This is a genomic window from Clostridium sp. 'White wine YQ', assembly GCF_028728205.1.
GTDB lineage: Bacteria > Bacillota > Clostridia > Clostridiales > Clostridiaceae > Clostridium_T.
This window is the reverse complement of record NZ_JAQYUU010000001.1, coordinates 1775433-1789721: the sequence shown is the minus strand read 5'-3', so window position 1 is coordinate 1789721 and position 14289 is coordinate 1775433. Positions and strand designations below refer to the sequence as shown.

The 14289-nt window shown below is 33.0% G+C and carries 10 protein-coding genes; 9 read left to right on the top strand and 1 reads right to left on the bottom strand.

Going from position 1 to position 14289, the window contains the following annotated elements; translation table 11 throughout:
• Nucleotides 1-37 precede the first annotated feature (37 nt).
• From PTZ02_RS08995 to PTZ02_RS08955, 9 genes are all read left to right on the top strand, one after another.
• Complete coding sequence (locus PTZ02_RS08995) at nt 38-1432, top strand: ABC transporter substrate-binding protein (protein WP_274227452.1); 1395 nt, start codon at nt 38-40, stop codon at nt 1430-1432.
• 121 nt (nt 1433-1553) lie between these two features.
• Nucleotides 1554-2471, top strand: coding sequence for a carbohydrate ABC transporter permease (locus PTZ02_RS08990; RefSeq protein ID WP_274227451.1), 918 nt, complete (start codon nt 1554-1556; stop codon nt 2469-2471).
• Between the two features lie 16 nt (nt 2472-2487).
• Nucleotides 2488-3360, top strand: coding sequence for a carbohydrate ABC transporter permease (locus tag PTZ02_RS08985; RefSeq protein ID WP_274227450.1), 873 nt, complete (start codon nt 2488-2490; stop codon nt 3358-3360).
• Nucleotides 3361-3421: 61 nt separating this feature from the next.
• Nucleotides 3422-5731 (top strand): glycoside hydrolase family 65 protein, encoded by a 2310-nt coding sequence (locus PTZ02_RS08980; protein WP_274227449.1) that lies wholly within the window; start codon nt 3422-3424, stop codon nt 5729-5731.
• Between the two features lies 1 nt (nt 5732).
• Complete coding sequence (locus tag PTZ02_RS08975) at nt 5733-7946, top strand: glycosyl hydrolase family 65 protein (RefSeq protein ID WP_274227448.1); 2214 nt, start codon at nt 5733-5735, stop codon at nt 7944-7946.
• Nucleotides 7947-8313: 367 nt separating this feature from the next.
• A complete protein-coding gene (locus tag PTZ02_RS08970) occupies nt 8314-9486 on the top strand; it encodes an NAD(P)-dependent malic enzyme (protein ID WP_274227447.1) in 1173 nt (390 codons plus the stop codon).
• A 37-nt stretch (nt 9487-9523) separates the two neighbouring features.
• Nucleotides 9524-10495 (top strand): 2-keto-3-deoxygluconate permease, encoded by a 972-nt coding sequence (locus tag PTZ02_RS08965; RefSeq protein WP_274227446.1) that lies wholly within the window; start codon nt 9524-9526, stop codon nt 10493-10495.
• Between the two features lie 199 nt (nt 10496-10694).
• Nucleotides 10695-12299, top strand: coding sequence for an ATP-binding protein (locus tag PTZ02_RS08960; protein WP_274227445.1), 1605 nt, complete (start codon nt 10695-10697; stop codon nt 12297-12299).
• On the top strand, nt 12296-12970 hold the full coding sequence (locus tag PTZ02_RS08955; protein WP_274227444.1) for a response regulator: 675 nt from the start codon (nt 12296-12298) through the stop codon (nt 12968-12970). The genes PTZ02_RS08960 and PTZ02_RS08955 overlap by 4 nt, the downstream gene beginning before the upstream one ends.
• Before the next feature lie 80 nt (nt 12971-13050).
• On the opposite strand, the gene PTZ02_RS08950 is transcribed toward PTZ02_RS08955, so the two are convergent.
• The gene (locus PTZ02_RS08950) at nt 13051-14016 is read right to left on the bottom strand and encodes an AraC family transcriptional regulator (RefSeq protein WP_274227443.1); all 966 of its coding nucleotides are present in this window, start codon (nt 14014-14016) and stop codon (nt 13051-13053) included.
• Nucleotides 14017-14289: the final 273 nt, after the last annotated feature.

Below are 14289 nucleotides of genomic sequence, written 5' to 3'. Positions count from 1 at the left end.
AACCTAATTAATTATAAATTATCAAGGGGGAGAATAAATGAGAAAGAACCTTCAAAAAATTATTGCTATTGGACTTATGTTATCAGTAGTTGGAATTACTGGATGCGCAAAGAGCAAGCCAACATCTACAGATTCTAATGGCCAAGTTACGGTTAAGCTTGGTATATGGCCACAGGATGGATTAACTGATCAAATTGAACAGCATAAAAAATGGGCAGCGCAAATCTTAGAAAGTGATAATGTAAAAATTGAACCAGCATATTATAAATATGCTGTAGATAGTTTTGTTTCCATGGCAACAGCAGGAAATGCTCCAACTATATTTGATACATGGTATACTGAACCACAAAAACTTATCGACAATGGATTTGTCAGAGACATAACCCCACAACTAAAGGAACTTGGCTGGGATACAAAAATGAACCCAGATGTAAAGAAATTACTTTCTAAGGACGGTAAAATATATGGCCTACCACGTGATGGTTATGCCGAAGGCTTAATGATTAATGCGAAGCTATTTAGAGATGCAGGCTTAGCAGATGCAAGCGGAAAACCTATATATCCAAAAACTTGGGATGAACTTGCAAAGGATGCAAAAATCATAAAAGAAAAGACTGGACATGCAGGTATAGATATTTTAGCTAAAGATGCTGCAGGCGGATGGCTTTTCACAAATATAGCTTGGGACTTTGGAGCTCAATTTGAAGTTCAAAAAGATGGAAAATGGACTGCACAGCTTAATTCAAAAGAAGCTATAGCAGCTATGCAATATGTAAAAGACTTAAAGTGGAAATATGATGTTTTAACTGCAGATCCAACTAATGAAGATTGGGCATCAGGTTATAAAGCTATCGCTACTGAAGATGCTGCAATGTATATAGCTTCACCTGACTCTGCAGATCAATTAGCACTAAATAAAATGGACATTAAAAACCTTTCAATGGCACCATTACCAGCAGGACCTGATGGAAAACAATACGCATTAAGCGGAGGAACTCCATATATGTTTGCTGCAAATGCTACTGATGACCAAGTAAAGGCAGCACTTAAGTATCTTGTACTTATGGGAAAAGCACCTGTAACTACAGATGATTCTATAAAAGGTTTAGAAGCAGATGCACAGGCTAGAGTTGCAAAGGGTGTACCAATACTACCATCATTCCCAGCATGGACTGATCCTGATTATCTAAAAGCTCAAGCAGATGCTCAAAAGAAATACTTAAATGTTGATATGGCTTTATACAACGACTACTATGATTGGATAAAGAAACCAGGTGTATTACATCTTGAAGAACCTGTAGCAACTCAAGATTTATACAAAGAATTAACCAACGTACTTCAAGCTGTTCTTACTGATAAAAATGCTGATGTTTCTCAATTATTAAATAAAGCAAATGACAATTTCCAAACTGTTTTAGATAACACTAAATAGAGAATAACAATAATTTTTAAATGAGATTATAGCATGTTCTTTGCAATTGCAGAATCCTTTGTTTAGTTGCAGGGGACATGCATAATTTTATGGAGAATTAAAATGCGGAAGGGGGACTCCGATGCTTCAAGTAAAAGGAAAGCCAAAAGTAAATAAACCAAATAAAACAAATATTTTTATAAAAAAGAATATATCTGGATGGCTAATAATGATTCCTGCAATTATTTTATTTATATTCTTTGTGTGGGAGCCTTTAATAGAGAACATAAGACTTTCGTTCTATAGTGCTAGAGGTATTAATACTGTAGATTTTGTTGGTTTGCAAAATTATAGGGATGTATTTAAAGATCCAGCATTTATTCCTGCTATAAAAAACACAATGGCCTATACCATTTGGTCTTTAATATTAGGATTTTTAGTACCAATCGTTATGGCTATTTTAATAAATGAGATGGTTTATGCTAAGGGACTCTTTAGAATAGGAACTTATTTCCCAAATGTAGTTCCTGGCCTTGCTACAGTTATGATGTGGGGCTTTATATTTAGACCTGGTGAAACTGGAATTCTAAATATAATTTTGCATCAGTTTGGTGTGGATCCTCAAGTTTGGTTAAATGACCCCAAGCTCACAATTCCACTTATAGTAATAACTATGACTTGGAGGAGTGCAGGAGCCACAGCCTTAATATACTTAGCATGTCTTCAAGGTATTAATCATGAATTATATGAGGCTGCAATAATTGATGGTGCAAGCATATGGAATAGAATTGTACACGTAACTATTCCAAACATGAAAAATTTAGGACGTACACTTTTAATACTTCAGGTTGTATCAGTTTTCCAAGTTCTCTACGAACCAATGGTAATGAAAAATGGTGGCCCTAATAATGCATCTATATCAATTATGGAATTAGTTTATAACTTAGCATTTGGTAAATTTGACTTTCCAAAGGCAGCAGCTATTAGTGTAATGATGAGTATATTCTTGATAACAGTAACTGTAATTTATAATAAATTTGTTAAAGCAGAGGATATGTAGAAAGGAGAGAGCTATTATGTCTAAAATATCACTTAAAGAAAATGGCATTATTACTAAATCAGATTTAAAAAGGCCAAAAGTAAAAGTTCTTTATTTTATAATGTTTATTATTTGCTTAATTATCGTTATATTATCTGCAGCTCCTCCAATTTGGCTATTCCTTCAAAGTTTTAAAGATATACAGGAATTTACCTTAACCACATCTGTATTGCCTAAATCCTTTGATTTTAGCAAGTTTACACAGACGTGGAAAGAGCTTAAGTTTTATAAGTATTATATTAATTCTTTTATTTCAATCGGAGGTTCTATCATATGCGCAATAGTATTCAATGGACTTTTGGCATATGCAATTTCAATTCTTAAACCTAAAGGAAGCAAGATCATTTATACACTTGTAGTCTCAAGTTTGATGATTCCAGCTACTACAAGTATAGTTCCTCTATTTGTAAATATTACAAAAATACATCTTAATGGATCTTTCATTCCACTATGGCTTTCAGCTGGAGCAAGTGCCTTTTATGTGGTTTTATTTAAGGAATTTTTTGATGCACTTCCTAAATCGGTTATTGAAGCTGCAAGGATAGATGGCTGCAGTGACTTAGGTATTTTCTTTAGGATAATAATGCCATTAAGTAAGCCAATTACAACAGTAATAGCTATGTATGCACTTAATGCTGCTTGGTCAGACTTTTTATTACCTAGTCTTCTACTAAATAATACTGGACTTGAAACTGTTATGGTTAGGTTATTCCAATTTAAAGATGCCACAGGATCACAAGTTGATGTTCTTAGAGCCATTGTGTTCGCAATAATTCCTCCAGTTATATTGTTTACTATTTTCCAAAAACGGATTATAGAAGCAAGCAATTTTTCTGGAACAAAGGGGTAGGATATAGGTTTTTTATAGAAAACCTATAAAAAATTTTCAAATTAAGTGGGGGTATGTAGCTATGGCTAAATTTGCAGATATATATTATAAAATTGATCCTTGGAAGATTATTGAGGAAGGCTTTGACGAAGAACGAAACATGGTATCTGAATCAATATTTTCTCTAGGAAATGAATACATGGGAGTTAGAGGATATTTTGAAGAAGGCTCTAACTGCGAAAAACTTCTCGGCAGTTATTTTAATGGAGTATATGAGTATTCTACAGATGTAAATAGGTCAGGATATAAGGGAATTATTGATCATACACATTTTATGGTGAACTCAGTAGATTGGCTTTATACTAGGATATTAATAGATGGAGAACAATTAGACTTAAAAACCTCAAATTATGAAAATTTCTTAAGGACATTAGATCTTAAAGCTGGTACATTAAGCAGAGAATTTATATGGAATACTAAAAGTGGTAAAAGAATTAAGGTTACGTTTTTAAGATTCTTAAATATGAATAAATCAAACGAAGGCTTTCAAAGGATTGCTTTTGAGCCAATTAATTTCTCAGGAAATATAGAAGTAATAATGGCACTAGATTTCAGCATTATCCATGAAAGTAAGGGTAAGTGTTTCTGGAATGTAGTTAAAAAAGAAGCTTCAGATAAAAGGGCAGCAATTATTGGGGAAACTCTTACTTCAAATCAAAAGGTATTTTCAGGTTTTACCTTTAAGGGAGACAATTTAGTAAGTAAAAGTGTTTACGAGGATGAAAAGACTATTGGATATAAGCTTAATATTAGTCTAAAGCAAGGAGAAATAAGCAAGGTAGATAAGTTAGTATCTAATATTGTGCTTAAAGATTCATCAATGGATAATGACGAGCTTTGGGATACCGGAATTAATTCAGTTAAGGAGCAAGAAAGTAAAAATGTAGAATATGCACTTGAAGAAAGTAAAGCTTATTGGAATAACATATGGAATAGATTTGATATTCAAATAGAAGGGGATGAGAAGAATCAGCAAGGTATACGTTTTTGTATTTTCCAAATGACTCAAACCTATAGCGGCCAAAATCCTACGAATAATATAGGGGCTAAAGGACTAACTGGTGAAGCATATAATGGGCATGCTTTTTGGGATACAGAAACTTGTTGTTTTCCTTTTTATCTATTTAATAATTTAAAGGCAGCTAAAAACTTATTAGAATTTAGATACTCTAAACTAGGAGAGGCAAAGAAACGCGCAAAGATGTTAGATTGCTCAGGTGCGTGTTATCCAATAGCGACCTTAAATGGAGAAGAAGCTTGTGATTTATGGCAGCATGCAAGTTTGCAGTTTCAACCTAGTACAGGAGTTGCATATGCAATTTGGCACTATGTACATTTAAGTGGTGATAGGGAATTTTTATTTAATCACGGGGCAGAAATGCTAGTTGAAATAAGCAGATTCTTAAAGTCTAGGGGAGCCTGGGGAGGATTAAATAATAAATTTGGAATATATGCAGTTATGGGGCCAGATGAGTTTCATATGATGGTTAATAATAATAGTTATACAAATTATATGGCTAAGAAGACCTTTGATTATACCTTAGATGTATTAAAGGAAATGAAAGAAAAGAGTTTAGATTTGTATGAGAATCTTCAAAAGAAAATAGGCTTCACTGAAGAGGAGCTTATGGATATAAAGAACTGCTCAGATAATATGAATATACTTTATGATGAAGAGACTAAGATATTTGAGCAGCATGAAGGATATTTTGAATTACCTCATATTGATGTAAATTCTATACCAGTTGAGGAATTCCCACTTTATAATAATTGGTCTTACGATAGAATATATCGCAGCGATATGATAAAGCAAGCTGATGTGTTAATGTTCTTATTCTTATATAATCAAGATTTTAGTTTAGAAAGTAAAAAAGCTAATTACGAATATTATGAACCTAGAACAATACATGAGTCTTCACTTTCTCCATCCATTCACTCGATATTAGCATCTGAACTTCAAAAACATGAAGAGGCATTTAAATTCTTTGGGTTTGCAACAAGAATGGATCTTGATAACTATAATAGAAACACTAAGGAAGGTATACACACAACTAGTTTAGCTGGAGCTTGGCTTAACATTGTATATGGCTTTGGTGGCATGAGAAGCGATGGAAAAGTTCTTAAGTTTAATCCATCCATTCCAAAGGCATGGAATAGCTATACTTTCAGAGTGGTTTATAAGTCAGCAGTACTGTCTGTTAAAGCAAGCAAGGAAGAGTTAACTATTAAGGTTATAAATGATAAGTCAGTAGAAATAGAAGTATATGATAAAAAATATTCTATTGATTCAGAAGGTATTACACTAAGAATTCCTGAATGTTGGAGGGAGTAATATGTCTTGGAGAGTAAAAGAAGAGAGTTTTAATAAAGAGAATATAGTTAACAATGGAAATAAATTTATTACTGGAAATGGGTATATGGGCTTTAGAGGAACATTGGAGGAGTATACAAAAAATGAACTAGTTGCCTGTAATATTTCAGGTTTATATGATAAGCAAGGGGATAAGTGGCGTGAGCCTATCAATGCTCCAAATGGTACATTTACAACACTAATGGTAGATGGAGAAGAATATTCAGTGCTTAAGGAAGAACCTTTTGAGCATAATCAAGTTCTTGATATTAAGGAAGGAGTCCATAGAAGAAACACAGAGTGGAATAGTGAAAAAGGAAAAATTGCAATTAAGGCTGAACGTTTCATAAGCCTTTCTAATGTTCATTTAATATGTCTTAAATATACTGTGACTGTAGATGAGACAAGTGAAATAGAGATTAATACAGGCATTGATGGGGATGTATGGGATATAAATGGCCCCCATTTAGAAAATTACATGCTAGAAAGTGATAAAAACTATATAAAAATATCAACTCCAACTCAAGAATTAAAAGTCCCAGTTGTGGTAGCAGAAATCTGTAAAAAGGATTTTGAGGCAGAAGAAGCTATATTAAAAACTGAAAAAAGCATTCTTAGAAATATAAAGTTTAAAGGGGAGCCAGGAGTAGAATATACAATTTATAAATATGTTTCTGTTTATACGGGAAATGATGAAGCCTCAAATATAGAAGCTGAATGTTTAGATGTAGCAGTTAAGGGGGCTGAGGATGGGTATGACAAAAACTATAATGCTCATGCAGCAAAATGGAATGATAGATGGGAAGTTTCTGATGTAATAATTGAAGGTAATGAGGATGATCAATTGGCACTTCGCTATAGTATATATCAACTTCACATTATAGCACCAGTACATTCAAATAAGTTATCAATACCAGCACGAGGACTTTCTGGACAAACCTATAAGGGTGCTATCTTCTGGGATACAGAGATGTTTATGCTTCCATTCTTCCTTCATACCTCACCAGATGTTGCCATTAATTTAGTTAATTACAGAATAAGAACCCTGCAAGGAGCTAGAGAAAAGGCAAATTATTACGGCTTTAAAGGAGCTTTTTATGCATGGGAAAGTCAAGAAGATGGACAAGATGCCTGTAGTGATTTTAATGTAACAGATGTATTTACTGGACGTCCAGTTAAAACATATTTCAAAGATAAGCAGGTTCATATAAGTGCTGCAGTATCTCATGCAATATGGGAAACTTATAAGTTTACTGGAGATGACAACTTACTTTTAAATGGCGGAGCAGAAGTAATTTTGGAATGTGCAAGATTTTATTATTCCTATGCGTACTTTAAAGAAGATAAGGACAGGTATGAAATCTTGGATGTTATTGGACCAGATGAGTATCATGAAAGAGTAAATAATAATGCATACACAAGTAAGATGGTTTATCATACTTTAGATATTGCATTTAAAATCTTAGAAATATTACAGGATAAATATCCTGAGGAATGTTTAAAACTCCTATCTAAAATTGAGTATGACAAAGAAGAGATATTAAGTCTTATTAAATTTAAAGAAAAGCTTTATGTGCCTAAGCCAGATGAAAAAACTTTGGTTATAGAGCAGTTTAGCGGATACAATGAATTAGAGGATTGCACTTTAGAGGAAGTAAAAAGCAGACTTCTTGATCCAAAAGAATATTGGGGTGGAGGACATGGAGTAGCATCTACTACTAAGATTATTAAACAAGCAGATGTTGTACTTATGCTAAATCTGTTCAAAAATGAATATTCTAAAGAAGTTAAAAAGGCAAATTGGGAGTACTATGAGCCAAGGACAGAACATGGCTCAAGCTTAAGTCCTTGTATATATGCACTGCTTTCTTGTGATATTGGAAATGCAGAATGGGCATATCCATTTTTCGTGAAAACTTCTAATGTAGACTTAACAGGAGAGTCTAAGCAGTTTGCAGGTTCAATATATATTGGTGGTACACACCCAGCAGCAAATGGAGGAGCTTGGATGTCAGCAATTCTAGGTTTTGGAGGACTTAAGATTCAAGAGGGTAAGATAACTATTGAACCTAAGCTACCTAAGAGTTGGAATAGACTTGCATTTAAAGTAATCCTAAGAGGAGAAAAGTACCTTATTGATATAAATAGGGACAGTAGTAGCGGCGTAATAACAGAAAGCATACTAAAAACCTCTTAATATAAGAAAAGTGTTTCGTTATTAAATGGAGCACTTTTCTTTTAACATAAACTTCTTTTTTACATAACATATGGTTAATGGAATAGAATTAAAATAAGAATATAAAGGGTATTGCTAATATAAGGCTTATTCACCTCTACCATAAAAAAAACTCTGCAACACTTAATGTGTTGTGGAGTTTTTTTGTTGAGTTATTAGGGTATACAAAGGTAGTAAATTCAATGTTAAAAACATAACAAAGTGTTTTTAATGACCATAATATGTTTTAAAAGTTTAAAATATTTTAAGTTATATCACTTGATGTTAATATCTACTTGTAGCAAACGGTTACAAAGAAAATATTAAGAATGAGGGGAAGGTATTATAGATGAATTATTTTGAAGAAAGTTTAAGATTACATGAAGAAAATATAGGAAAAATAGAAGTAGTACCAAAAATGAAAGTTGAAACAAGAGAGGATTTATGCCTAGCATATACTCCAGGTGTTGCAGAACCTTGTAGAAAAATTCATGAGAATGAAGAAAACGTCTACAAGTATACAGCAAAAGGAAATTTAGTTGCAGTAGTAACAGATGGAACAGCTGTATTAGGTTTAGGAGATATAGGTCCTAAGGCAGGACTACCTGTTATGGAAGGAAAGGCAATTTTATTTAAAGAGTTTGCAGGGGTTGATGCATTCCCAATATGTTTAGATACAAAGAATGTTGATGAAATAGTGAAAACAGTAAAGCTAATAGCACCTGGCTTTGGAGGAATTAATCTAGAGGATATTGGAGCTCCAAGATGCTTTGAAGTTGAAGAAAGATTAAAGAAAGAACTTGATATACCAGTATTTCACGATGATCAACATGGAACTGCAATAGTTGTTCTAGCTGGAATAATAAATGCTTTAAAAGTAGTTAACAAGAAGATAGAGGATGTAAAAGTAGTTGTAAATGGTGCAGGAGCAGCAGGAACTTCAATAGCTAAACTATTACTCTCTACAGGAGTAAAGAACCTAATTGCATGTGATAAGGTTGGTATTCTTTACAGAGGAATAGAGAATGTAGATGATGCAAAGAAGGAACTTGCAAAGATAACAAATCCAGATAATATTCAAGGAAGCTTAAAAGATGCTTTAGTAGGTGCAGATGTATTTATAGGAGTTTCAGCTCCAGGCATTGTAACTGAAGAAATGGTACAAACAATGAATAAGGACGCTATTTTATTTGCAATGGCAAACCCAACACCTGAAATAATGCCTGACTTAGCAAAGGCAGCTGGAGCAAAAGTTGTAGGAACAGGAAGATCAGACTTCCCAAACCAAGTTAATAATGTGCTTGCTTTCCCTGGAATATTTAGAGGGGCTTTAGATGTTAGAGCAAAAGAAATAAACGAAGAAATGAAAATAGCTGCTGCTTATGCAATAGCTAACTATATAAAAGATGAAGACTTAAATGAAAACAACGTAATTCCAAGTGCTTTAGATAAAAATGTAGCTATAAAAGTTGCAGAAGCAATTGCGAAATCTGCAAAAGAAAGTGGAGTAGCAAGAATTTAGTGAATTCAAAAAAGATGAAATTTTAGGAGGTAATGTTATGCAAATTCCAATTAAGAAAACCCTTGATAAAATTCCAGGTGGTATGATGGTTGTTCCACTTTTCCTAGGAGTATTAGTAAATACATTTTTCCCACAGTTTTTAAAGATAGGTGGTTTCACAACTGCATTATTTAGTTCAAGCGCATCTTCACCAATATTGGCTTGCTTTATGTTTTTAATCGGTTCGCAAATTCACTTTAAATTAGCGCCAAAGGCATTAAAAAAGGGTGCACTTTTAATAACAGGTAAGTTTATAGTAGGAGCAGGTATTGGTATATTTGTAGGAAAAGTTTTTGGTCCTGCTGGAGTATTAGGTCTATCACCACTTGCAATCCTCGCAGCATTAACAAACTGTAATGGTGGACTGTATGCATCTCTAGCTTCACAATATGGTGACGAAACAGATGTAGGAGCTTACGCTTTATTATCCTTAAAAGATGGCCCATTCTTTACATTAGTTGCACTAGGCGCATCAGGACTTGCACAAATTCCTTTCCAAGCACTTATAGCTGTATTAATTCCAATAGTAATTGGTATGATTTTAGGAAATATTGATGGTGATATGAGAGCTTTCCTTGGAAGCAGTAAGCTATTATTAATCCCATTTTTCTCATTCCCATTAGGGGCAGGAATGAATCTTGAAACAATTGTAAAAGCAGGAGGTCCTGGAATAATACTTGGAGTTATAGCTGCATTTACTGGAATAGGAGCTTATGTTCTATTAAAATTATTTAAAGAAGAACCTATAATAGGTTTAGCAACTGGATCAACTGCTGGAAATGCAGTAGCTACACCAGCAGCAGTTGCAGCAGCAGACCCAACTTTAGCAGCTATAGCAACAATAGCTACAGCACAAGTTGCAGCAGCCTGCGTAGTATCTGCTATAGTTTGTCCGTTTATTGTTTCATTTGTATTCAAACGTCTAAGAAATAGTAAAGCAAAAAAATTACAAAACGAAGTAGTCGCATAAATAAGTTAATGGTTAAAGTAAAATAGGTAGATATTAATTATACACGGAAAAGTGGAAGACAATAATGAGAGAAGTGCATTATAATAGGATGGAGATATAAATCCATTGCAATACTTCTGTCAGAATTTAAGAACTTCTATACTTCCGTGTATTTTGGCTGTAAATTTGATGTCTCAATATTAAGGGGAAGGTGATGAATATGAAAAAAACGATGAAGCTGCAAACTAAGCTTACCTTGCTGATTATTTCAGTAGTTTTCATTTCTATAGCTATAATAATTTTCTTTGTGGCTTCATGGATGACTGGAAACATCGAAAGCAAGGCTAGAACTAATATTATGAATGTAGCTAAGATGGTAGCAAATTCAAATGAAATAATAAATGAAGTTAAAGTTAAGGATCCAAATAGAAAGATTGGACCTTATATAAATAATCAGCTTAAGAATTTAGATCAGATTGAGTATATAATAGTAGCTGATAATGATGAGATTAGATATTCTCATCCAAACCCTGATATGATCGGTAAAAAGTTTGTGGGAGGAGATGAATATGGAGTAGTTTATAAGGGAGAAACATATATATCTGAGGCTACTGGAACCTTGGGAAAAGCTTTAAGAGCATTCACTCCTATATATGATTCTGAAAGTAAAAAAGAAATAGGTTTTGTCTCAGTAGGAACTCTTACTCAAAGCATTGAAACTGCGAAACATAAAGCAATTATATATATAATTTTAATTGGTTTCGGTGCACTTGCTGTAGGGATAATAGGTGCATTTATATTAGCAAATAATATAAAAAATATCCTAATGGGGCTTGAACCAGAGGAAATAACAAGGCTTTATAATGAAAAGATGGGAATTTTATATGCAATTCATGAAGGATTAATAGCTGTTGATAACATCGGCAGAATTACCCTTATAAATGATTCAGCTCTAAAGATATTAAACTTTGAGGGTAAGATTAATAAAAATGAGATTATAGGTATGAATGTAGAAGAGGCAATTCCCAATACCCGTATGATTAATGTATTAGAAACAGGTGAATCAGAATTTGAGAAAGAGCAGACGATAAATAATACAATAATAATGACTAATAGAATTCCTATAATGAAAAAAGGGAAGGTAATAGGAGCAATTGCAAGTTTTAGGGATAAAACAGAAGTAACAAGAATGGCAGAAGAACTTACAGGTGTAAAAAAATTGGCGTGGTCATTAAGAGCTCAAAATCATGAATTCATGAATAAGCTTCATACAATTGCAGGACTAATTCAGCTTGAAGAGTATGAGGAAGTACTGGAGTTTATATCGGATATATCAAGGGTAAGAAGCAACATAAGTAACATTTTGACTGAAAATATAAAGGAGCCAGCATTGTCAGCTTTACTTTTAGCCAAGTATAATAAAGCTGAAGAGAGTAGAGTTAAATTAAAGATAGATGAAATTTCAAAACTAACAAAGTTACCAGAGAAAATGACTTCTGAGGAGATTGTATCACTTTTAGGAAATTTAATAGAAAATTCCTTAGATGAAGTGAAAAATGATGGGACTGGATTAATATATATCAAGATAATTGAAAATGAACACTTTTTAAATATAAATGTAAAAGATAATGGCGGTGGAATTCCATTAGAAGTTAGAGAAAAAATATATGAGCAAGGGTACTCTACAAAAGAAGGACAGCGTGGAAATGGAATGTATATTGTAAAGGAAATAATTGATAGGTATGACGGCACCATAAGCTTTGAAGGGGATGAAGGTGTAAGTTGGGATATTACAATACCTATGAAAAAGGAGGGGAAAGCTTGATTCAAGTAATGATTGTTGAAGACAATCCTATGGTTAGAGAAATAAATTCTAAGTTTTTAAAAAGAGTAGAGGGATTTGTTTTATATAAAGCAGTTTCTAACCTTGAAGATGCTAAAAAATTTATATCTGTTAAGAAACCAGATTTAATATTACTTGACGTATATCTTCCTAAAGAAAATGGCATAGATTTCTTGAAGTGGATAAGAGCGCAGGAGTTAGAGATAGATATAATCTTAATAACTGCAGATAAATCAATTGAAAGAGTACAAGAAGCTTTTAGATATGGAGTTGTAGATTATCTTATAAAGCCCTTTAGCTTTGAAAGATTTAAAGAATCACTAACTCAATTTAAGGGAAGATACTATGAATTTAAGAAAAATGATGAAATTGAACAGGAAGAATTAGATAAACTAATTGCTAGTTCCAATACTTCTCATAATGAAGATGATTATGCAAAGGGACTCAATAAATATACCTATAGAAGTATTTGGGAAGAAATTGAGAAAAGTAGTTATGAGGATTTTACAGCAGAGGGTTTGGCAGAAAAATTAGGAATAGCAAGAGTAACGGTAAGAAGATATCTTGATTATATGGAAAAAGAAAATAAAGTAGAGAAACTAGTGGAATACGGCAAGGTGGGTAGACCACAACATAAATATCATAGAATATAATAAAGCCTCAGCAATACATAATGTGTTGCTGAGGTTTTTATATTTATTATTAGGAAGCGAAGCCTAGATAAACCAGGTTATTAATTTTCCACGAATAACTCATAATTTTCCATTAGCCATTTTATATCTTTTTTTGGAGGCAATCCAAAAAGTCGTTTGTATTCCCTGTTGAACTGAGATAAACTTCCGTAACCAACTTCCATTGCAGCAGATGTTGCATCCATAGTACCGCTGAACATTAAGCGCCTTGCCTCCTGCAAACGAAGTTGCTTTTGGTATTGTAAAGGCCCCATTGTGGTGATAGCTTTAAATTTATGCTGTAGCGCTGAAACACTCATGTTATTGGATTTTGCTAATTCTTTGACATTAAAAGATTTAGAATAATTCTCACTAATCCAGGTAATGGCTTTGCCTATCCCGTCCGTTTGCTGCTCAAACAATGCCTGTTGATAAAAAAGATGCCCATAATCACCAGTTAATAAACGAAAAATCAATTCGCGTTTTATGTTTTCGGAAAGAAAACTGATTCCTTTTGGATTCTCTATTAGTTTTAGGAGACGTATAAACAAATCTAAAAGTTCAGCATCTGATTTACCGACGAATGCTCCAGCACTTGACTTTTTTCTGTTTTGTTTAACGTCCATTTCAATTTCCATTGCAACGGATGCAATTTCTTTTGTTGTAAAATCAATACGCAATCCTATAAATGGAGAATCTACAGATGCATTAACAACTTGTCCGGATGCAGGCATATCAATCAAAGAAGCTAGATAATCTCCAGCATAGTAATAAAACATTTCATTTCCCAAATGAATTTCTTTCATACCTTGAATTATGATACAAAACGAAGGGGTAAGGACACTTGGTGTTAATGGAGAAGAGTATGTATGACGATTGATCGTAAGAAATGGAATAACTGTTTTTGTATTGCCTTCATCACAGGTAATTCTATCAATAATAGTGATGATTTGACTCAAAAGATTCTGACAAAGCATATCATTTTTAGCATCTACCGAGGGTGAAGTATGAGTTTCTTCCATATTCATATTATGATTCTCCTTTATATTTTCATTTGATTGATTCTTCATTTGTATATAAATTTTAACTTACATCATAATGAAATTCAATAGGTTAGGATACTACTTATTTTTCTAGATTGCAGAATTAGGCAAATTACATGCAGAAATGAACTAGTCATTTTTTGTGGTTTAAATGATAATATATTCAAGCATACTACAAGTGTTATATTATCTAAATTATTAGGGCAAGTATATTTGGTATAAACAGAAGTGTGTAAAAATTATCACTAATATGTAGTC